Source organism: Thermosipho sp. 1244 (assembly GCF_018588215.1).
Classification (GTDB): Bacteria; Thermotogota; Thermotogae; order Thermotogales; family Fervidobacteriaceae; genus Thermosipho; species Thermosipho affectus.
The window spans coordinates 25,952-48,180 of the sequence record NZ_LNGA01000014.1; the positions used below are offsets into that span (position 1 = coordinate 25,952).

Annotated in this window: 21 protein-coding genes; 8 read left to right on the forward strand and 13 right to left on the reverse strand. The window is 29.8% G+C overall.

The window, feature by feature from the left end; genetic code table 11:
- The 8 genes from AS157_RS03495 to AS157_RS09705 form a co-directional block, all read right to left on the reverse strand.
- On the reverse strand, positions 1-615 hold the full coding sequence (locus AS157_RS03495) for a hypothetical protein (protein ID WP_077289368.1): 615 nt from the start codon (positions 613-615) through the stop codon (positions 1-3).
- A gap of 1 nt (position 616) precedes the next feature.
- Positions 617-1,036, reverse strand: a complete 420-nt coding sequence (locus AS157_RS03500; RefSeq protein ID WP_077289367.1) for a tetratricopeptide repeat protein — start codon at positions 1,034-1,036, stop codon at positions 617-619.
- A complete protein-coding gene (locus tag AS157_RS03505) occupies positions 1,011-2,498 on the reverse strand; it encodes an NHL repeat-containing protein (RefSeq protein ID WP_077289366.1) in 1,488 nt (495 codons plus the stop codon). Before AS157_RS03505 ends, AS157_RS03500 begins: the two co-directional genes overlap by 26 nt.
- A complete protein-coding gene (gene plsY / locus AS157_RS03510; RefSeq protein WP_077287439.1) occupies positions 2,495-3,097 on the reverse strand; it encodes a glycerol-3-phosphate 1-O-acyltransferase PlsY in 603 nt (200 codons plus the stop codon). The genes AS157_RS03505 and plsY overlap by 4 nt, the downstream gene beginning before the upstream one ends.
- Positions 3,094-3,885 carry a hypothetical protein gene (locus AS157_RS03515; protein WP_077289365.1) on the reverse strand — a complete coding sequence of 264 codons (792 nt, stop codon included), beginning with the start codon at positions 3,883-3,885 and terminating at the stop codon, positions 3,094-3,096. Before AS157_RS03515 ends, plsY begins: the two co-directional genes overlap by 4 nt.
- An 85-nt stretch (positions 3,886-3,970) precedes the next feature.
- Positions 3,971-5,341: a glycosyltransferase family 4 protein gene (locus AS157_RS03520; RefSeq protein WP_077289364.1), complete on the reverse strand. Its 1,371-nt coding sequence runs from the start codon at positions 5,339-5,341 to the stop codon at positions 3,971-3,973.
- Positions 5,342-5,345: 4 nt separating this feature from the next.
- On the reverse strand, positions 5,346-6,413 hold the full coding sequence (gene wecB / locus AS157_RS03525) for a non-hydrolyzing UDP-N-acetylglucosamine 2-epimerase (RefSeq protein WP_077289363.1): 1,068 nt from the start codon (positions 6,411-6,413) through the stop codon (positions 5,346-5,348).
- A 6-nt stretch (positions 6,414-6,419) separates the two neighbouring features.
- Positions 6,420-7,490, reverse strand: a complete 1,071-nt coding sequence (locus tag AS157_RS09705) for an MFS transporter (protein WP_077289362.1) — start codon at positions 7,488-7,490, stop codon at positions 6,420-6,422.
- A 166-nt stretch (positions 7,491-7,656) separates the two neighbouring features.
- Here AS157_RS09705 and AS157_RS03535 point away from each other — a divergent pair, with 166 nt between their 5' ends.
- The 8 genes from AS157_RS03535 to AS157_RS03570 all read left to right on the forward strand — a co-directional run bounded on the left by AS157_RS03535 (position 7,657) and on the right by AS157_RS03570 (position 16,625).
- Positions 7,657-8,904: an ABC transporter substrate-binding protein gene (locus AS157_RS03535; protein WP_077289361.1), complete on the forward strand. Its 1,248-nt coding sequence runs from the start codon at positions 7,657-7,659 to the stop codon at positions 8,902-8,904.
- A gap of 36 nt (positions 8,905-8,940) precedes the next feature.
- A complete protein-coding gene (locus AS157_RS03540; RefSeq protein WP_077289360.1) occupies positions 8,941-9,861 on the forward strand; it encodes a carbohydrate ABC transporter permease in 921 nt (306 codons plus the stop codon).
- Entirely contained in the window at positions 9,858-10,667 is an 810-nt protein-coding gene (locus AS157_RS03545; protein WP_077289359.1) for a carbohydrate ABC transporter permease, read from the forward strand. Before AS157_RS03540 ends, AS157_RS03545 begins: the two co-directional genes overlap by 4 nt.
- A gap of 35 nt (positions 10,668-10,702) precedes the next feature.
- Complete coding sequence (locus tag AS157_RS03550) at positions 10,703-12,271, forward strand: sensor domain-containing diguanylate cyclase (protein ID WP_077289358.1); 1,569 nt, start codon at positions 10,703-10,705, stop codon at positions 12,269-12,271.
- A gap of 218 nt (positions 12,272-12,489) precedes the next feature.
- Positions 12,490-13,551 carry a non-hydrolyzing UDP-N-acetylglucosamine 2-epimerase gene (wecB, locus tag AS157_RS03555; RefSeq protein WP_077289357.1) on the forward strand — a complete coding sequence of 354 codons (1,062 nt, stop codon included), beginning with the start codon at positions 12,490-12,492 and terminating at the stop codon, positions 13,549-13,551.
- 43 nt (positions 13,552-13,594) lie between these two features.
- On the forward strand, positions 13,595-14,239 hold the full coding sequence (locus AS157_RS03560; protein WP_214494962.1) for a metallophosphoesterase family protein: 645 nt from the start codon (positions 13,595-13,597) through the stop codon (positions 14,237-14,239).
- Positions 14,240-14,254: 15 nt separating this feature from the next.
- Positions 14,255-15,454 carry a glycosyltransferase family 4 protein gene (locus AS157_RS03565; RefSeq protein ID WP_077289355.1) on the forward strand — a complete coding sequence of 400 codons (1,200 nt, stop codon included), beginning with the start codon at positions 14,255-14,257 and terminating at the stop codon, positions 15,452-15,454.
- 1 nt (position 15,455) lies between these two features.
- On the forward strand, positions 15,456-16,625 hold the full coding sequence (locus AS157_RS03570) for a glycosyltransferase family 4 protein (protein WP_077289354.1): 1,170 nt from the start codon (positions 15,456-15,458) through the stop codon (positions 16,623-16,625).
- On the opposite strand, the gene AS157_RS03575 is transcribed toward AS157_RS03570, so the two are convergent.
- The 5 genes from AS157_RS03575 to AS157_RS03595 all read right to left on the reverse strand — a co-directional run bounded on the left by AS157_RS03575 (position 16,626) and on the right by AS157_RS03595 (position 22,105).
- Positions 16,626-17,771, reverse strand: a complete 1,146-nt coding sequence (locus AS157_RS03575; RefSeq protein ID WP_077289353.1) for a glycosyltransferase — start codon at positions 17,769-17,771, stop codon at positions 16,626-16,628. It lies immediately after the preceding gene.
- A 14-nt stretch (positions 17,772-17,785) separates the two neighbouring features.
- A complete protein-coding gene (locus tag AS157_RS03580) occupies positions 17,786-18,874 on the reverse strand; it encodes a glycosyltransferase (protein ID WP_077289352.1) in 1,089 nt (362 codons plus the stop codon).
- A 12-nt stretch (positions 18,875-18,886) separates the two neighbouring features.
- On the reverse strand, positions 18,887-20,332 hold the full coding sequence (locus AS157_RS09710) for an oligosaccharide flippase family protein (protein ID WP_214494963.1): 1,446 nt from the start codon (positions 20,330-20,332) through the stop codon (positions 18,887-18,889).
- Positions 20,323-21,429 (reverse strand): hypothetical protein, encoded by a 1,107-nt coding sequence (locus AS157_RS03590; protein WP_077289350.1) that lies wholly within the window; start codon positions 21,427-21,429, stop codon positions 20,323-20,325. The genes AS157_RS09710 and AS157_RS03590 overlap by 10 nt, the downstream gene beginning before the upstream one ends.
- Before the next feature lie 109 nt (positions 21,430-21,538).
- A complete protein-coding gene (locus AS157_RS03595; RefSeq protein ID WP_077289349.1) occupies positions 21,539-22,105 on the reverse strand; it encodes an acyltransferase in 567 nt (188 codons plus the stop codon).
- Between the last annotated feature and the right edge of the window lie 124 nt (positions 22,106-22,229).

Genomic DNA, 22,229 nt, shown 5'->3' on the forward strand with positions numbered 1-22,229 from the left:
TTACTCTTTTTTCTTTCTGAAATTTACAACAAAACCAATAACCACTAACAACAAAAAAATCACCAAAAAAACAGAAGAATAAAGTGGAGTAGTTAAATCTCCATGGGAAATAAATTTCATTGCTACAACTGCCAAAGTTCCCGCACCTATCAAAACAGAGAGGATACCAATTACTTCAGAACTTTTTTTGTAGGTAACTATACCCCCTAATATCCCAAAAACCAAACCTGTTCCAATTGCAATATATGTTGGATCAAAATTAATATTTAAATTCAAATACTTTAAAACAATATCTGTAAGGTAATAACCCAAAATTCCCACTATGCCAAAACCAAATATAAAGGTAATAGACTTATACAGCGCGTACAAAACTGCAGCGGTTATAATCCCAACAACTATCATGGCAATTTGATAATAATTTGAAAGTACTTCATTTAATTGCGGAACTTTTTCCACCACCACAGGGAAAATCATATTTATTCCCAGTAAGAAACCCAACACTGATATAGATATCTTTTCAACAAATTTTGCAGCAAAGAGTAAAAACACACCGGAAATTAACGAATAATACCAATATTCAAACAAGGGTTTCAAATAAAATTGCAAATTTTCCATTTTACCCCTCCTCGATATACTTTAATACTTCTTCCCTCACCTTTTCATCTTCCATCCTTTGATTTGCCCGCTTCTTATTTCCAACTGCTAAGTAACATAATGCAAGTTGTACATCCAAATCAAACTGTTTAAATCCCAATTTTTCCGCCTTTTCCATGCTAAATATAGCCATGGAATAATTATCTATCTCCATATACGCACACCCCAGATTAAAATAACACTCGGCAAAATCCGGTTTTATATCAATTGCTTTTTGATAGTATTCAATAGCCCTTGCAATTAACCCTTTCTTTCTATATATATTCCCCAAATTATTGTACGCCTCTGGTATATTTTCTTTAATAAGTTCTTTATAAATCTTTTCTGCTTCATCTAGTTTTCCCATCTTAGTAAGTTCAATTGCCTTTAGAAGTTTCCTCACCAATAACCTCCTCCGTATATATAACTATATCACTGTACTTTTTACCAAATATTTCAAATTTAACCGCCACTCTAACAAGCGGAATAGGAAAGATTTTCGCGTAATTATACGTTAATTGCCATACGTATTTTCCCCTATTTTTAAAAGCTATTTTTGCACCACCTGTATATTTCCAATTTTTATCTTCATATAAAGTCTTTCCTAAGAATCTATCTGTTAAAAGATTTTTCGATGCTATATTAGTTGCATCCTTTGTTATGGTTTTTCCATTAATATCAATATATTCCCTTACATCTTCTTCGTATAAATTTAAAAACTCACTTGCAAGGTATATATCATTCCCAAAAAAATCTTCAACGGAAACATTCAAAGTTAAAGTTGCATCTGTAGTTTCAAAGTCTTCCACCTTCACAAAAACCGGTAAATCATCCTTTAAAAGATATCTCTTTACAACATCTTCTTTCCAATCAATAACAAAGAGATTTGGATAAGAATACTCTATAAACATCGGTGTTGAGTTAACTTCAAATTGCCTTCCATCTACGTAAATCTTGTTGCCAATAAAATATATTATCCTTCCTGCTGGGGTAACTTCAAAACTCCATATCCTTTCTTTTAAAGGTATTTCATCTTTCTTTTCAAATGTATACAAATCATACACCAAAATTTTGCCGGAATATGCATCTAAAATATAGAGATTTTCGTAGTTAATCTCACAATCCAGTGTAATGGTGGGAATAGGTAACATCTTTTCTGTTTTTTTATCTCCAAATGCGTAAATCTTTGTTGCATCTACAACAATTATCCTTCCTGCTCTATCCACACCTGCAATAACAGGAGTTTTTAAATTAGAATACAAAAGTTCACCATTTTTGTAAATAGCATCATTTGATGATATATATAGATTTCCAAAACTATCCGTAGCTATACTCTTTGGAATAAAACTCAGTTTTGTAATATCTGTTATATTTCCATTTTTTATCTTGATTAATCTCCTATTTTCTTTGTCTATTAAGTATATTATCTCTCCATACACGGCAAGTCCAACAGGTGAGTAAAAATACTCGGTTAATCCTTCTTTTCCCATGTACTCTTCAACAAATTTAAAGTTATACCCCTTAATTTCTACACTTTCTGGGTTGTTAAATATGCTTATTTTATTGTACAAATCTCTTATTTCTTCTATATTGGTAAAGGTCAACAAGGTTTCTAAATTTTCTTTGGCAATATCTACACGGTCATTGTAAATATCAACTTTCGCCTTAAAATACCAAAACCATGGGATTTCACGGGCGGAAATACTTCCCGTAATGGCATCATCCATTTTCTTGCTTGCAGATTGAAAATCACCTTTTCCCCATAACTTTATGGCTTCACTTAAAAATTGCCTACTTTGCTCTTCGGTTAATATAGCAAAACAAGAAACTGTTAAGATTAAAAAAGCAACAATTATTTTCTTCAATTTTTCTTCACCTTCCCAAAGAAATATCCAACTACATCGGTTTTTCTTTCATTTCCCTTTATTAATCTTTCAATATTTCCCCTATGTCTTAATATAGAAAAGAGGGAAAGTGCTAAAAAAATAGGCCAAAAGTCTTTTCCCATAATCCAAGTAAAAAGCGCACCACATGTTAAACCAACCATAGACGCAAGAGAAACGTATTTTGTTATAGAAACAATCAAAAGCCAAAAAACAAAAAATACAAGTCCACTCCATGGATAAATTGCCAAAAACACTCCAAATGTACTTGCCACACCTTTGCCACCTCTAAATTTCAAAAAGACAGAATAACAATGTCCGAAAACGGCCATAACCCCAGCAATTAGCATGGAATTTAAACCTAAATCTCCAACTAAAATAACCGCCAAATACGCCTTAAATATATCAAAAAAGAAAGCAAGTGCACCGTAAAATGCTCCTGCATTCCTCAATACGTTTGTACCTCCTACATTTCCACTTCCCGTTTTCCTTATATCTATTCCCTTTATTTTTGCAATAAAAAAACTGAAAGGGATCGCTCCTAAAAAGTAACCTATTAAAGCAGGATAAAGATACTTCACATTTTTGCCTCCTTAAAAATAAACAACGTAAGTTCTTTTTCCTTTTTTAGATAAATTATCCTATATTTTCCATCTTCTAAACCTATATCTTTTATCAAAAGCAAAATATGATCTTTTTCCCTTGAAATTATTTTACCATTCAAAATCTCTATTACTATTACACTTCCTATTTTTTTTATCTTTTCAAATTCCTGCCTGAATTTTTCAAAATTCTCTATTTTTAAAAACTTAGTAACTTTTCTTTTTTCTATATTAAGCTTTACGTAGTACAAATTTATCTCATGTTCCCTCTGTTTTATAAATGTATCAAATGCCTCAGGATCATAAAGCACTAATACGTGATACTCAAACATACCTTTTCCCTGTGGAATCTTCCACCTTGCAATTACCTTTGAACTTGAAACAAAATTATCAACTACAATGCTTGCATCTTGGTAATATCCAAATTTTCCCCTTATTTCAGATACTTTCTCCCTTAAGTTCACATCAGAACTTACCTTTGCACCTAAAAATGCAGAAAGTTCTTGTCTTGCCTTATTCGTTGCTTGAGAAAATGCCTCATTTTCCTTTTTTTGAAAAGATACAACACTTCCCTCAAATACGAAAAGTTTTTCTTTTTCATACAATTGTTTAATCCTTTTTGCAACTGAAAGATCTTTTTCCACAATTATTGCATTAAACGGTAAAACCCTTAGTGTAACACCGTCAAAATCCAGAATTTTTTCTTTTGGAAAAAGCAAAATAGCTGACACTAACAATATCGAAATAACAATTATAATTTTCTCCACACCTTTTCCCCCTGGAATAAATTATATCATTATTATAATCACAATTTCACAACAAATGACGCAATCTGCAAAAATCAAAAGAATTTTAACTTAATTTCCCTTGTATAATCGATCTTATCTTTTGGATTTGATTTTCAAGAGAATACTTCTCAATAAACTTTCTATATTCATCTGAAGTATAGTCACCATTTGTTATCATATCCACTGCCTCATCTACTGTATTAAACAAGTATTTTTTTGGGTAAAATTCTTCTGCTATGTAAAAATTGTGTATTACAGGCTTTATACCTTTGGCCATAGCCTCCATTATAGCTATACCATAACCTTCGTGTATGCTAGTTGAAAGAAACACATCTTTATCTTCCAACCATTCGTCTGTATCGTCTACCCATCCATCGAAAACAAAATTTTCCATTATCCCCATCCTTTTCAATATATAATTTATATACCTCCACATCCTATCATCCTGTATTTGACCAGCCCAATAAAGTTTATATTTTTTATCCTTATCCGCCAATTTCTTTAGAATCTGAACAGCTAATATGGGATTCTTCTTATAGTTGAAAAATCCAAGAAAACCTATGTTGTAACCTTTTTCACGTACTTTGTATTTGTATTTTTCAAGGTTTATCCCATTTGGGACAAAGTGAATCGGAACAGTTTGTATAATTGGCTGGTTTTCCACAGCCGTTTTCATAACATTTTTCGCAACAAATATCAAATCATTAACATTATTCCAATTTATCTTTGAAAGAAAATCTATTCTCAACGATTCATATCCATGAAGTCTTAAAACAACACGCTTCCCCTTAATTTCAGGATAATTTGTAGCTATAACAGCAACTTCATTTGCCCATTCAAGCCATACAATATCTGCCCAATTAATCGCATCTTTTATTTCTTTTTCAGTTTTAACTACCCTACGCTGCACCCAATATTGATCAGATAATTTATGTACTATATCATCTATAAAATTATCAAATCCCTTTGCACACACTATTGCAAGCTTTTTTTGCAATTTTACTTTCTCCATTCTTTCCGTTAATAAGTCAAGCTTTTCTCTCAATGAATGTGCTTTTTCTTGAGGTGCTATCGCTATTGCTTTCTTTAAACTCTCATATGCACTCTCAAAAAAACCTTCAAACGTATAAATATTCGATAACATATCGTAAACATCCCACGTAGGATACATTTTTAAAAGCATTAACACGTAATCTTTTGCTTTAACATATTTTCCAAGTTGAATGTATATTTCAGAAAGATTAAAAAGCGCATCTATGTTATTTTGGTCCAAATAGAGTGCCCTTTTAAAGTTTGAAATGGCCTTATTTCTTTTTCCAAGGTTATAATACGCAAACCCCAAAGTATTGAAATCTTTCGCACTTTTTGCACCTTTTTCCAAAAATTCTACAACTTTTTTAAATTCTCCATTTAAAATAAATCTTTTTAAATCCATAATTTCACTCCAAAATGTAAGATATTATTCTTTCAGATGCCTTTCCATCACCAAACGGATTCTTCCCATCTAATTTTTCTTCAATTCCTTTGATTAACGCTTTATACACTCCCTCTTCAGATGTTCCTGCCAATATTCCATAACCTTCTCTTATAAGCTCTGGTCTTTCAGTTGTATTTCTACAAACAACCACAAATTTCCCAAAACTTGGTGCCTCTTCTTGTACCCCACCACTGTCAGATGCAACAATTGCAGCCCCAGATAAGAGGCTTAAAAATTCAACGTAATTTACAGGGTCTATTAATAAGGCATTTTCAAAACTTTCCAATTCTTCAAATACTACTTTTCTTACTTTAGGATTTAAATGCACGGGAAATACTATTTTTTTACCCGTTTCCTTTGAAAATCTCTTTATCCCTTTCAAAATGTTTGACATTTTCTCTCCCCAATTTTCTCTTCTATGTAGAGTCACAAGAATATAATCCTCTTCTTTTACTATACTTTCTCTAATACCTTTTAGATCAAACTTATCCCTTATGTAAAATAGTGCATCTACCACCGTATTACCCGTAATTACAATTCTTTTCCCCTCATGTCCCTCTTTTTTTAAATTTTCATACGACATTTTTGTAGGTGCAAACATTAAATCAGATACTTGATCAATCACACGCCTATTCATTTCCTCTGGAAACGGATCCTTTAAATTACCACTTCTTAAACCCGCCTCAATATGACCTACCTTTACCCCTCTATTAAATGCACAAAGCGCACTTGTCATAGCGGTGGTGGTATCTCCCTGAACAAATAACCAATCAAATCTTTCTTTTTGTATTATTTCATCTAACTTTAAAAACACAGCCGATGATATATTGTTTAAAGATTGATTTTTTTTCATAATGTTCATATCATAATCGGGGGAAATCCCAAAAACACCCAACATCATATCCATCATTTCTCTATGTTGCGCAGTTGCAATCATCTTTACATCTATTCCCATTTCTTTTGCCTTCAAGTAAACCGTTGCTACCTTTATAACCTCAGGTCTTGTTCCAAAAACTATGGCTAATTTCACTTTTTATCACCCCTTAAGCTGTATTATAGCAACAACTAAAAGACCAAAAACAGGTAAAACAAACATACTACTAATACTATAGTTTGAAATATACCCCATTAATGAAACAAATAAAAGTGAACCTATACCCGTTGTGGCATATGTAACACCATTTAAAAAACCTACTTCTTCTTTTTGTAAGCTCATATTTGCCCTTCTCTGTATAAGAGGAAAAATACATCCCATTGAAAATCCAAACAAGAAAAAGAAAAAGTACATTTTAAACAACAACGTAAATAAAAGAAAAAGCGCAGAAAAAACGGAAAACAAGGAAATCAATTTCCTCTCATTAAATAGTTTCAGAAAAAATTCCATCATAAATCTTGATAGCGTAAACAAAAACCAAAATACCCCTAAAAATAACGATGCTTTTTCTTTCGAATATCCAAAACTTAAAAACAAGTTAGATGCCCATGTTACCGTACTTATCTCGCTACCCGCATAAACCAAAAAAGATAATATAGAAATCAAAAATATAGGTTTAAAAATTGTCTTAGTTACTGTAGTTTCCTTTTGTAAAAAGGGGATTTCTTTAAGAAAATTCCAAATAAATAATAAAATAACAAGTAAAGAATACAATATGTACAAGAAACGATATGAAATATTAAAGCTTAATAACATTGAAATTATAATAGGCGAAAGTATTCCACCAAGTCCAAAAAAACCATGTAGAAAACCAAATTTTGGATTTTCCAAATGTGTTAAAAGAGTAGTAGAAGTTGTAAATAAAATAGAATTTCCCGCCCCAAGCAAAAAAAATGAAAATAAAGACATTTCCAAACTTTTAAAAAAAGCCAACGAAATCAAAGAAAAGAAAACAAAACCGTAAGATATTATATTTAACCTTTTTATACCGATTTTATTTATTAAAAAAGACGAAACAAACGAAAAAGTAATACTTCCAATTGTATTTAAAACTGGAATAAACGACGACAAAAAAATGGAGATACCGAATTTTTCCTGAAATATCGGCATCAAAGGAGCTATAGATGTGGCAATTAGCGCCGCCACAAAAATATTAAAAAATATGAAAGCCACAATATCCCTCCTTTACATTATTTTACCATAAAATTATTTTTACTAAATACCACTAACTATATTCAATTAATACCAAAAATTAAACAAATTCTTCTTTTTACACCAGAATTACTTTTTGACATTGAATGTTAAAATAAACTTAAGATACCAAAAAGGAGGTGGAAGTATGAAAAAATTTGTTATATTATTTTTATCGATTCTATTATCTTTAAGTGTATTTTCACAAGAAAATATCTTAGAAGTATTTAGCTGGTGGACAGGCGGAGGAGAAGCTGAAGGGTTACAGGCTTTATTTGACCTTTTCCACAAATATTACCCAGATGTAAAAATAATAAACGCTGCAGTTGCAGGGGGCGCTGGTACAAATGCAAAAGCAGTTCTTAAAACGAGAATGCTCGGTAAAAACCCTCCTGATTCTTTCCAAGTACATGCCGGCATGGAACTTACGGATACATATGTAATTCCAGGTCTTATGGAACCAATAACTTGGATTTTAAAGGAGATAGGCGCATACGACAAATTCCCAAAAGATTTAATAGACATTGTAAGCTACAAAGGAGAAATATATTCTGTTCCAGTAAATGTCCACAGAGCAAATGTTGTATTTTACAACAAAGAAATTGCCAAAAAAATCGGTATGAAAAAAGCACCTACAACCTGGCCTGAATTCTTGTCATATCTTGACAAAGCGCAAAAAATGGGCTACGTTGGAATCTCATTGGGAGATAAGAACAAATGGACGTCCCTTCACTTATTCGAAAGTATTATGTTATCACAACTTGGTCCTGAAAAGTACAATAACTTGTGGAAGGGAAAAGCATCATTCAACGATCCAGACATAAAACAAGCCTTGTTAATATTTAAAGACGTACTAAAATACGTAAATTCAGATCACTCCGCGTTAACATGGCAAGACGCCACAAGGATGCTCTTTGAAGGAAAAGCTTTCTGTAATATGATGGGAGACTGGGCCGAAGGCTATCTTAAAACATTGAATTGGAAACCAGGTGAGGATTTTGGATGGTTTGCACTTCCGGGCACTCAAAATGCATTTATGCTCGTCTCCGACACATTTGGTCTTCCAAAAAATGCACCACACAGAGAAAATGCAATTAAATGGATAAAATTACTCGCATCCGTTGAAGCACAAGATACTTTCAATCCTATTAAAGGCTCTATCCCAGCAAGAATTGATGCAGATAAATCAAAATACGATGTTTATCTAAAATGGTCTATGGACGATTTTTCAACAAAGGCAATTACACCTTCCATTATTCATGGTTCTGCTGCTCCTGAGGCTTTCGTAACAGCATTAATGGATGCTATTAATATCTTTGTAACCAAGCAAAATGTCGAAAAAACCTTTAAAGAAATTTTGTGGATAGCAGAAGATAATGGATACGTAACAGATTAACGGGGCATAAAGCCCCGCTTTTTCGAGGTGAAAGTCGTGAAAAAGAAAAACTTACTAATTGGCATTTTTGTTATTTTGCCTTCTATTATCGCCATAGCGATTTTCGTATATGGCTTTATTAGTTGGACTGCTAGAACTTCTTTTTCAAATTGGAATAGTTTTTCCGCACTATTAAGAGCTAAATACAAATTTGTAGGACTTAGAAATTACATAAGACTATTTCAAGATAGCAGGTTTCAAACGGATTTATGGAATACACTGTTTTTTACAATATTTTTTCTCTTTGGTACAATAAGTCTTGGTATAATCATGGCCATACTGGTAGATAAAGGACTTAAAGGTTCTAGATTGTTCCAAAATTTATTTTTATTTCCAATGGCTATTTCATTTGTTGTTACCGGAACAGTTTGGAGTTGGATTTTTGCACCGGGAAACATCCCCTCAAATCCCCAAGGGTTAAATCTTCTCTTACACAAATTGGGCCTCAATAAATTAATGTGGGGATGGTATACAAGTACTCAAACTATAGGTAAATTTAACGTTGCATTAATTCCAGTGATAATAGCTGCAATGTGGCAACTTTCTGGGTATACAATGGCCCTGTACCTTGCTGGATTAAGAGGTATTCCAAACGATATTATAGAAGCTGCAAAGGTAGATGGTGCATCAGAGTGGAAAATCTTCTGGAAAGTTAAAATGCCTCTTTTAACACCAATTACACTCAGTGCTTTTATTATTCTTGGACATATATCCCTTAAAATATTTGATCTAGTGTTTGCCATGACAGGAAGTGGCCCTAATTTTGTCACAGACGTTCCTGCAATTTATATGTTTGAACTTACGTTTAGAAGTAACCGATACGCATTGGGCTCTGCAATAGCAATAATAATGCTCTTATTTGTAGCACTGGTTATTATTCCATACCTTGCTACAAACTTGCGAGGTGAAAAAAGATGAAAAAGTTCTTCTCATATTTTTTCCTAGTAATTATCGCAATTTACATAATAACACCACTTTACGTTCTACTTGCCACTACATTTAAACCACTTAATGAAATAGGCATTTCCGATATGTGGAAATTGCCGCGACATTGGTCATTAAGCGGAATAATAAAGGCTTTTCAAAAGTTGTTACCTAATTTAAAAAACAGTTTCTATCTTACTATACCTGCAACTATAATATCCGCGTTTATCGGTTCGATAAATGGATATGTATTTTCAAAAGTTAGATTTAAAGGGGCAAATATAGTATTTGCACTTATATTATTTGGAATGTTTATTCCATATCAAAGCGTGTTATTTCCTCTAATTCGTTTCTTGCAAAAAATCAATCTCTATGGAACAATTACAGGACTTATAATAGTCCACATAGTATACGGTATTCCCATTACTACATTAATATTTAGAAATTATTACAGCGAAGTCCCAAACGAACTAGTAGAAGCTGCATACATGGACGGTGCAGGATTTTTTAAAACTTATTCAAAAGTACTTTTTCCCATTTCAATTCCCGCATTTGTTGTAGTAATAATCTGGCAATTTACCAACATATGGAATGAATTCCTCTTTGCGGTAACAGTCACAAGCAATCCCGCAAAGCAACCTATTACCGTAGCATTAGTTAACTTAGCTGGAAGTCAAGTAGTAGAATGGAATGTGCAAATGGCCGGTGCAATAATCACGGCACTTCCTACCATAATAATATACGTATTACTAGGAAAATATTTTATCCGTGGTTTACTTGCAGGCTCTGTTAAAGGATGATATAATTAGAAAAAATTTATATAAAGGGGATAAAAATGTCGAAAAGTATAAAAAGGGATTTTTTCTTTTTTTCCGTTATTTTAAGCATTATTATAACATTAATTTTTGGAATATTCATTGTCATCATTCTATTTGATTCGGAATTTTCCTATACAAAGAGAATAATAATGCAAAAAAATAGTGCAATTTCAAATTACATTGAAGGTTATTTCCAAAAATTTTTAATTTTATTAAATACATTGAGTGAAATTGATGAAATAAAATATCCAAAAGACGATATATCTAAAAAAAAGGTACAATATTTATACAAAAAAGTACAAGAAGAAGATAAGAATATAAATTACATATATTCTGGTTATTCAGACGGCAGTCTAATCATAAATGGTTATACTCCACCTATAGGATTTGATCCAAGAATAAGACCTTGGTATGTGGAAGCTGTTATCAACGCTCCAAATACTTCAAAAGGGGTACCGTATAAAGAGATAAAAACAGGTGAATGGTTGATATCCATTAGTAAAGCGTTATATCACAACGAAAAGATCTCCGGAGTAATATCAATAGATACCAAGTTAGACAAAATAAATCAACTTATAAATAAAAAAGACGAAAATTTCAAAAGTCTGTACAGCTATATAATTAAAGATGGGATAATTATTTTCCATCCAAAAAAATCTCTTCTTTTTAAAAAGTTTAATGATTTAACGAATACGGACATAAAATTCTCATATGCATTTGGAAAATTCGAATATAAATTCAAAAACCAAAATAAAATAGCCTATTACACAAACCTTCCAACTGTAGGTTGGATTGTTGTTACTGCTGTTGATAAAAGGGAAATTCTCTTAAAAATTTTCTTAAAAATTCTTTTTGCATTTTCTTTTGTAATAATAACATCTATATTTATGGGAATGTGGATAAGCTCTATTGCAAGAAAAAAGATTATCAATCCACTTATCTCTTTAAAAGAAAACGTTATTAATATAACAAATAATAGAAAACTAAAAAAAACAGATTATCCAAATAACGAAATAGGAATTATCGCAAACGAAATTGAAAAAATAACACAAACTGAACTTTACAAGAAAAATATAGAACTTTCACAGCTAAACGAAAAACTTAAAGAATTATCAATTAAGGACAAACTAACAGGGTTGTATAATAGACATAAAACAGACGAAGAATTAAATAGAGTATACTATAATTTCCAAAAATATGGAAAAACTTTTTCTATTCTTTTGATAGATATAGATAAATTTAAGAATATCAACGATACATATGGTCACCTTGTTGGAGATAAAGTGTTAAAAAAACTCGCAAATATATTCAAAAATACATTAAGAAAAACCGATATACCATCTAGATGGGGAGGAGAGGAATTTTTAATAATTCTTCCAGAAACAGACTTACAAGACGCTTATAACATAGCAGAAAAATTGAGAAAAAAAGTGGAAAATACGGAATTTCCGGAAAACATTAAACTTACAATAAGTATAGGTGTGGGAAATATAAACGAATACAACACAATTAAAGAGCTTTTAAATGAAACAGATAATAAGCTATACAAAGCCAAAAAACAAGGAAGAAATAAAACTATAAAATAGGATAGTTCAAATTCTCGTTTGTTGTTTAAAAATTTTATGCTTTTTCTTTTCCATATCTTCTCTGTACATAGACTTATATTTTATTTGCATCTCTTTAAGATTTTGCATACTTCTTTACTCATATTTACCGGTATCTTTTCTTCTCTTAAAGTCCTCTTTTTAAACCGAAAATAAAGATATGATATAATTTTTCTAGCACAGTAGAAAGGAGAATTGCTATGAAAATAATCTCATTAGTTGGAGCAAGACCACAGTTTATAAAAGAAGCAATTATACACAAAGAATTGAAAAAGTATAAAATAAAGGAAATACTAGTTCACTCTGGACAACATTATGATTTTAATATGTCAGATGTTTTTTTTAAAGAATTAGATATTAAAAATCCAGATTATTACTTAAATGTAGGTTCTGGAAATCATGGAAAAATGACGGGAAAAATAATGATTGAATTTGAAAAAGTGGTTATCAATGAAAAACCAGACGTTATCCTTGTTTATGGAGATACTAATACTACACTTGCAGGAGCAATAGTAGGTGCAAAATTAAAAATACCTATAGCACATATTGAAGCAGGTATAAGACAAGAGCCAAAGGATATGCCTGAAGAAATCAATAGAGTATTGACCGATAGAATATCGAAATACTTATTTTGCTCAAGTAAGCTTGCAGTTGAAAATTTAAAAAAAGAAAACATAACAAACGGTGTTCATTTTGTTGGGGATATTATGTACGATTTGTACAAAATAATGGAACCAAAATTTAAAGACGAAATACTTAACGAACTGAAACTAAAAGAAAGCGAATTCATTGTTTTAACACTTCACAGAGATTTTAATGTTGATAACAGAGAAAAACTAAAAAAAATACTTGAAAGTTTAAACAAAATAGCAAAAGAAAGACAAATAATCTTTCCTATACATCCGCGGACAAAAAAAAGAATTGTCGAGTTTGGTCTTGAAAATTATTTAGAAAATATAACAATTATCCAACCGTTAGATTATCTAAATTTAATGGGTCTAGTAAAAAATTCATGGAAAATAATAACCGACAGTGGAGGATTGCAGAAAGAAGCTTATTTTGCAAAAAAGCAAGCAATAGTCTTAATGCCTGATACAGGATGGCGAGAGTTAGTAGAATTTGGCTGGAACAAACTTGCAAACGAAAATAACTTGTATGAAAAAACATTTGAAGAAACAAAAACAATTTACCCCAAAGATATATATGGTACTGGAAATTCAAGAAAAGACATTTTAAAAATTCTTTTTGATAATCAAAGTTAATAGCAATACATCTAAAGAGATATATTACAAAAGAGGGGATATTATGAATATACTTCTCACAGCAGATATACACGGCTCATATATAGCCGTGAAAAAATTAAAGATAATCGGGAAATGTTTTGACTTAACAATAGTTTGTGGTGACATAACACCCAAAATTATTAATTACGGAGAAGACAGAAAAAAAGTCCAGAAAGAATGGTTTGAAAATGTATTTTTACCCCTTATGGATGAAATCAACGGATATTTTATTTTGGGAAACGATGATCTTTTTGATTACAATGGAGAAAGAATGCTAAGGGGAAAAATGAAATTAAACGGATTAAATATTTTTGCTTACGACAAAGTTCCTCCAACAAGTTTTGGAACATACAGAGAGGTATCAGAAGAAACCATATGGGAAGATTTAAGAGAGGTTGATACAGAAGAACCTTTCATTTTTATAACGCATGCTCCACCTCATGGAATACTAGATAATGCACGTGGGAAAAACTTTGGAAGTATTGCTATTAAAAATTTTGTTTCGTGGAAAAAACCTATCCTTCACTGTTTTGGGCATATTCATGAATCCTTTGGGAAATTTGAAAATGACCATACTGTTTTTGTAAATGCCGCATTTGAAAAAGAAATTAGATTTTACGTTGTAACTATCAAGGAAAACTACCACGTTGAAGCTTTTGATCTTTAAAGAGGATGTGATAGAATGAATATTCTAATATTAAACCACTATGCGAGTATCCCAGAATTTAGCGGCGCCGAAACAAGACATTTTGAACTTGCAAAACGTTTAAAAAATCACAATGTAACAATTGCTGTTGGAAGTTATTCACACCTTTTAAAGAAAGATTGGTACACATTAAAAGGTGGTGATTTTTCCAAAGAAGGTGTTTCATTTAAGGTTATTAAAACTAGAAAATATAAAGGAAATGGTGTAGAAAGATTCTTATCTTCATATGATTACTATCAAAACGGATTAAAAAGGCTATCTTCTGAAAAATATGACGTTATAATTGCATCATCTCCTCACCCTTTTTCTTGGAAATTGGGATATGTTTTATCAAAAAAATTTAACGCAAAATTCTTTGTTGAAATCCGAGATGTTTGGCCAGATGATCTTATCTCATCAGGACTCATTTCTAAAAAACATCCTATATCAATTTTGTTTAGATATATGGCAAAAAAATATTACAAAAAAGCAGATGGAATAATCTCGCTTGTTCCCTTTATCAACGAACATATTAGAAATTTAAAAATAAATAAAAAAGTACCCATTGAAATAATCCCAAATGGGACTTCGGTTTACTTATTTGAAAATCCTAAAAAGTGTAAAGAAGTTGATAAGTTATTTTCAAATATCAAGGAGCATACCATAAAAATTGTATACACTGGTTCACATGGTCCTTCAAATAATCTTGAATTTGTCATCAAATGTATAAAAAAACTCGAAAAAGATATAAAGAAAAAATTCTCCTTTATCTTTGTCGGTAGCGGTTCAGAAAAATCAAAACTGATAAAATTAGCCGGCAAAGAAAAAAATATTCATTTCTTTGAACCTATTCCGAAAAAATGTATCCCCTATCTATTAAAAACCAAAAGCGACATTTTACTTTTTTCATTAAAATCGTTTGACAATATAAAATACCCTGCGTATAGTTCTAACAAATTACTGGACTATATGGCAAGTGGAAAACCAATTTTGAGTGTTAACCAAGAGAATTTATTTTTAAAGCAATCAGGAGGAGCAATATTTTTTGACAATTGCGAATCATTCAAGAGCGCATTAAAAAACTTCGAAAACTACAACTTAAAAGCTTTTGGTAAACAAAACATTGAATATATAAAAAAATACAGAGACTGGGACGTATTGGCAAATAGATTTGAAAAGTTTTTAACGGGAGGATAATATGAAAAAAATATACATATTAACCAATTCATATCCAGAAAAATACGAAACATTCAATTCTCAGGAAATGGAATTTGCACTAAAAAACTTCGACAATATAAAAATTTTGAGTTTTTCAAAAACTAAAAACCATATCCAAAATGTAATTTATCTTAACATTTTCCAAGGAATTTTGGAATTTTTATTTCCCAAAAATAAATCTCGAAAAAAATATATTAAAAGCTTAAAATATGTTTTTGATAAGAATCCAAAAGAATTTCTAAGGAATCTATATTCCTATTTTATGGCATTAAGTATATTGAGAAATGTCAAATTAGAAAAATCCGAATTACTTTTTTCATATTGGCTTTCTAGAGCCACAATAATAGCGTACTATATCAACATACTAAATGGAAATAACTTTATCTGCCAAGGACATGGTTCCGATATCTACATTTATCCCCCACAAAAAAAAATATTAGAAAAAGCAAAATTTATACTTACCGTTTCAAAAAAAAACAAGGAGTTTCTGATAAAAAAATACTCCCTAATTCCAGAAAAAGTTAAAGTTTTTAGATTAGGAGTTAGTATTAATTTTTATAATAAATTAGAAAATCAAAAAAAAACAAAGAAAAACTCAAATACAAAACAATTTCTGTCCATTTCCGGTTACATACCATTAAAGGGAATTGATATATTACTCAAAGCAATATATGACCTTGTATACGAAAAGAATATTAAAAATGTACATTTTAAAATATTTGGCAGAGGAAAATATTATAGAAAATATTTAAAATCTATAAAAAAATACAAACTAGAAAAGTTTGTCGAGTTAAACCAATGGTTAACTAGGAACGAAATACCACAAGAGCTTTTAAATGCTGATTGTTTTATACTTCCAAGCAGAAGTGAAGGATTACCAGTTGTACTAATGGAAGCTTGTGCCGCATCTCTTCCTATAATAGCCACAGATGTTGGAGGGGTAAGTGAAATAGCTGTAGATAACTACAACGCCATCTTAGTTAAGAATTTAACACCAGAATCTTTAAGTATTGCTATTGAAACATTCTTAAATTTAAACCAAAATAAAATTAACAAAATGAAGAGAAAATCAAAAGAATTATACTTAAAACATTATATTCTTGAAAAAAATCTTGAAGAAAAATATAAATTTCTTCAAGAGTTTGTTTAACTATTTTATTTCTTTTAATAATTTTCCCATTTTATTATTCCAACTTAAATGTTCTTCAGCATATTTTCTCATAAACAGGCTATAATTTTTACTTTTAATCCTTTTATAAAATTTTAATATTTCTTCTATGTCTATAGGGGTTTCGTCAGATGGAAATTTTAACATAAATTCAAACTTTCTATCAAAATCTTCATCATATGACGAAATGATAAAAGGTATCCCCCTTGCACAATACTCTCTTACCTTCAAAACACTGGATTTTAAAAGTCCTATTCTATGTAATCCCAACGAACCTACTGCTACATCGCTAATATCATACAAATTATCTAATTCATCCCCTGTTTTAAATCCATGAAATATAACATAAGTATCTAAATTTCTTTCTTTTACTAATCTTCTCAGATTACAAAGCTCTTTTCCTTCTCCTACAACATGAAAGATAACTTTTATTCTCGGATCATTTTTGTAATATTCATAAAGACCGTTTATTACTCTATCATATCCATGCCATAATGAAACATTTGCCACACCTATTAAATGAAACTCGCCATCTTTTTTTATGTTCTTCTTCAGTTTATATTTTTTGACATCTATTCCATTTGTTATTTTAATTGTTCTAACTCCATATATTTTCTCAATATCGGCTGTAGTTACAACTAAATTTATATTTTTTCCAACAAATCTATTAAATATATTATCAATTACCAAATTAATCTTTGAAAGTTCTTTTTTGTAAGGATATGTAGGGACATCTAAAATAACAAATTTTGTTAATTTTTTTAATTGCTTTATAAACTTTATCGAAAGATAATTCCAAGGAAGAAGATTCCTAACGTATGCAAATTCAATTTTTTCACTTTCTACATATTTTATCAAAACATTAAAAATATGGTTCAACCTACGAACAAACTTTAATTTTCTTAAGATAATATTTTCTTCCCTTTTCAAAATATCTCTATAACTAAATTCATATATTTTTTTCATCTCTCCCTTATTTCTGATATACAAAGAATTATTTTTCACTATTAACTCATGAACATTAAAACCATTATTTTCGAAAGCTTCACATTGTTGCCTTATCTTCATAGAAGGTCCAATTGCTGAAGCATCATCTCTAATGTCAAGAGCTATAAATATTAACTCCATATCAACCCTCCATTTTATTTAGTAACAAAATTAACAAAATTTTCTTCTTTTTCTTTATCCCAAACATATAACTTTTTATACTTTTCTATATTTTTCAAAATAACCTCATAATTTTCATATGCATTAACTATTTTATCTACGGACTTTTCCACATTTTCCGGATTTATTATTACTCCTAAACCATGTTTTTTTACTTCCTTAGACATTGATATAAACCTCTCATTTACGATAACTGGTGTATTCGCCGCTATAGAATCAAAAAATTTGTGAGGAAAGGAATACTGATAATTCTTTTTTTCACTCCCAAACGATTTGTATGAAATTAAAGAAAATGAAGCCCTTGATAATTCTTTCATCATCTTTCCATAAGGTAAAAACGACGTATACTCATGTGGAATATCTTTAAAATATTCTGAATCCATACCTATAATTTTAAAACTAAAACCAAATGAAAATAGTTTCTTTATTATCTCTTTTTCAAATCTAATGTTTCTTGGTGTTTTACCAACAAATGCTATCTCTTTTACTTTTTTTGATTTTAACAAAATATTAGCATAGTTTGGTACTATCAAATAGGGTTTTTTAACATCTGTTTTTTTAAACATGTCCAATTGCATTTCTTTAGATACAAAGATCAATTTATCAGACAAAAAAAATTGTTTTTTCAAAATATACCACATAAAATTTTCTTTTAAAGTTTTTTTTACTCCTTTGAAATTTTTAAGGTGATTTTCTGGATGATATTCATGTACATCATATACTACTGTCTTACCCTTCTTTTTTGCTATTTTAAAAGCCTTTAAAGGAAACATAACTAAAAAATAGTGAAGATATAATATATCATACTCTACATTTTTTATAAGGTTTATTATTTTTTTATCAAATTTAACTAAATTCTTGATATTTTCAAACCTTGTTCTTCGCCCAAGTATATTTGAAATTTTCAAAGGAATATAAGTTATATTGTTCTTTCTATAACTTTCTTCTTTATCAGTTGAAAGATACTGATAAATAACTTCGTGTTTTTTTGATAATAATTCTACTGTTTTAAAAACTCTTTTATCGTCTTTCGTATGTGTATATCCTACAATAAAAATCTTCACTATTTTCACCTCTTATTTTCTTGTCAGTTTTTTTAAAACATATACTATGTAATTCAAAACTTCATTATTTACCATATACGACAAAATAAAAAACGAAAGTACAAACGAAAAAAACATAAATAATAATCCCACAAAAACCCCACTAGAAGTAATATCATAAAGTATATATAAACTACCGCTGATCATCAAAGATACAATTATCGACTTAATCCAATTAAACCAAGGAAACGTTTCTGAAAACTTTATTTTTAATATATTTTTTATATTAATTAACTGTAAAATAACTAAAAATACCATTGTTAAAACAGTTGCAATAACCGCACCAATTGGGCCAATTTTCATAATTAAAAATATGTCCATTACAATGTTAAAAATCAACGAATAAATGGCATTAAATAAAAATATCCTACTATTTTTAGTTGCAACAAAAATGGATCCATATACGTATATTCTAAAATATAGTATAGTTTGATAAATTCTAAAATATGGAACAGATGCTAAATACTTTTCCGAAAAAATAAACAACACAAAAGGTTTAGCAAAAAATATTAATGAGCTAGCAAGAGAAACCATTATTGGAATCATTACGTTTCCCGCACGATTCCATAATGTTTTTATACTTGAAATATTTTTTAAGTCATTTAATTTCTTTAATTCAGGTACCAAAACAGTAAAAAGTGAGGAAGTCAAAAGGGATAAAAAAGGAATCTCGTATGCTCCATTTGAAAAAATAGCGAAATTTACGTTATCGACAAAATAACCAACCACCAACTTATCAACATTTTTATTTAACATTCCTAAAATTGTTGAAAAACCTATAGGAATACCAAAAATCAAAATATCCTTAATTCTTTTTAAATTTGTATATTCAAACCTTATCATATCACAAGTTGAAAGTATCAATAAAACAATATTTAAAACATACCTAAAAATAAAAAGCACAAAAATCATGTATATTGTATACTTACCGTAAAACAATAAAAATAACAACCCAATAAACCAATAAACAGTAGGTACAATGGTGTAAATTATCAAACTTTTTATTTTGTTTAAAGCAACCAATATATTTTCAGATGCAGAAGAAAAAATTCCCAACGAATAAATCAAAGCTACAATGAAAATATTTTTCCTAAAGAAGTCCACTTTAAAATTCATGTCAAACAACATTGCCAAAAACGGAGAAACTATTATTACCAAAATCGAAAGAAAAAATAACGTAAAATATAAATTTACCAAATACTCTTTCTTTCTTTTGTTAGACAAATAATACAAAGCTGAATTTGGAACTCCCAAAATCATAATACTAATAACTAGTTGACTAGAAAGCATAAGTTGCTTGTATATACCGTAATCTGACACAAACAACAATCGAGATAAAAGCATTATTGAAGCTATATCAAATACGGTTTTTATAACTTTCGAAATAAACAAAATAGAACTAGATTTTTTTACAGACACATATGCTCCTCCATATCTCTAAAATATAAATAATTAACCAGTGAATACCAAACATGTGCTTGCTGCCTAATATATACACTATCATCCAGTTTATTATATCTAAAGTTCCCATTTTGAAACAGTTGACTCTCAATTGTTTTCAATATTTCCTCTAACTTTATCGGAAGAGTGATACCAAAAGCCTCAAGTAAAGTATGAACTCGAAGGAATGCACCAAAACTCCAAGCCCTTGATAATCTAAATTTTTTCTTGAAAAAAATTCTAAACAAAAGATGTTTTAATTTTACACCAAATTCTACATTATCGAATAACCTGAAAAAATATGTTTCAATATAAGAATTAAACATGTATTTATCCATAAATTCCACGCCTTTAATCGCTGATTTCAAAACTTTTTCTTTCAAATCTCTTTTCAACCGCGATGCCGATAAAAGCAATCCTTCACATGTATATGATTGGTGTAATAAATCAACTGTAGGATTATTTATTGAATACTTCCAAAATCCTTTTTTATTTTGTACCTTTATTAATCCCATTACAACACTGATTAAATTTTCTTTTTGCCTTTTCCAAAGATATTGCCCAGATTCTAATAATATACCACAAGCAAGGGAAGTAGCGTTATAAATATTTTCTTTTAACTTTGGAGAATAATAAAAGGCATTTTCTTTGATATTTTCATCGTAATAAAGTAATCCAAAAATCCAATTTATCGCTTTCTCTATAACATCTGAATATTTATACGAAAACTCACTATTCCACTTTGCTAAAGCCCGTAAAGAAAATACCGTCGTAATTAAAAATCCATCATTTTTTTCAGTTACTCCCCAATCATATGGTAATCCCCAACAAATTGTATTATCTTCTTTTATAGACAATGAAATTAATCTATCTATAAATTTTTCAGCTTTTTTCTTCCACTTATTATCTTTTTCTTTCTTAAAAAGATAATAATAACTCAATACGATCATTGCATATACTTCTGGATATTCTAACTTTTCTGACTTAAAATACTCGTCCTTTCCCAATACTGGTTCATTTTCATTTAATTTTTCCAAGTTCGTTATAACAAAATCAAGCATTTCATTTCGTTTCACTTTAATCCCTTCCTTTATCAATACACTATCTATATAAGCTCATTTAATATGCAACAATATAAAAAATTGCAAATAGCCCTATTTCATATAAGTCTTTGTTACGCATATTTTAGTCTTTACAATCTAATTTTTTAATAACTTCTGCAGGATTTCCCGCTATTATACAATATCCCTCTGGAAAACTTTTTGTTACAACACTTCCTGCTCCAACAATTGTTCTAGGCCCCAGTACAACTCCTGGTAATATAACAGCATTCATTCCTATCCAACATTTCTCACCAATTATCACATCTTTTCCAGGTAAATGTTTTTCTAAATTACATGGATTATGATTTCCCGTAATTATACCTACATTTGGAGCAATTAATGTACCTTTTCCTATTATTATTTTTCCATAACCAGCTTGAAAATAATTTCCAAATCTCTGGAAATTATTCAAATCGTTAACATCAAAAACTATATCCTCGGCTCTATTTACAACTATTTGATGAGAAACTGGCCATGGAACATTTCTATTAAATCCCAATATTTTTTGAAACCAAACACTTCTCCAAGCCCAAATCCATCCCTTAACTGAATTTTCAAACCATCTTCCTCTTAAATATTTTTTATCAAAAAACATCGGCAATACAATTTTGGAAAATACTATAAACATCTTTTTTAACAATCTTCTCATAAGAATCCCTCCACTAAAAATTATACCATCATATTTTTTCATATGCATTTACGTATCCCAAAAAATATGATAGAATAAAGTAAAGTTTAATTACTTTAACTTTGTTATAGTATTCTAACATTCT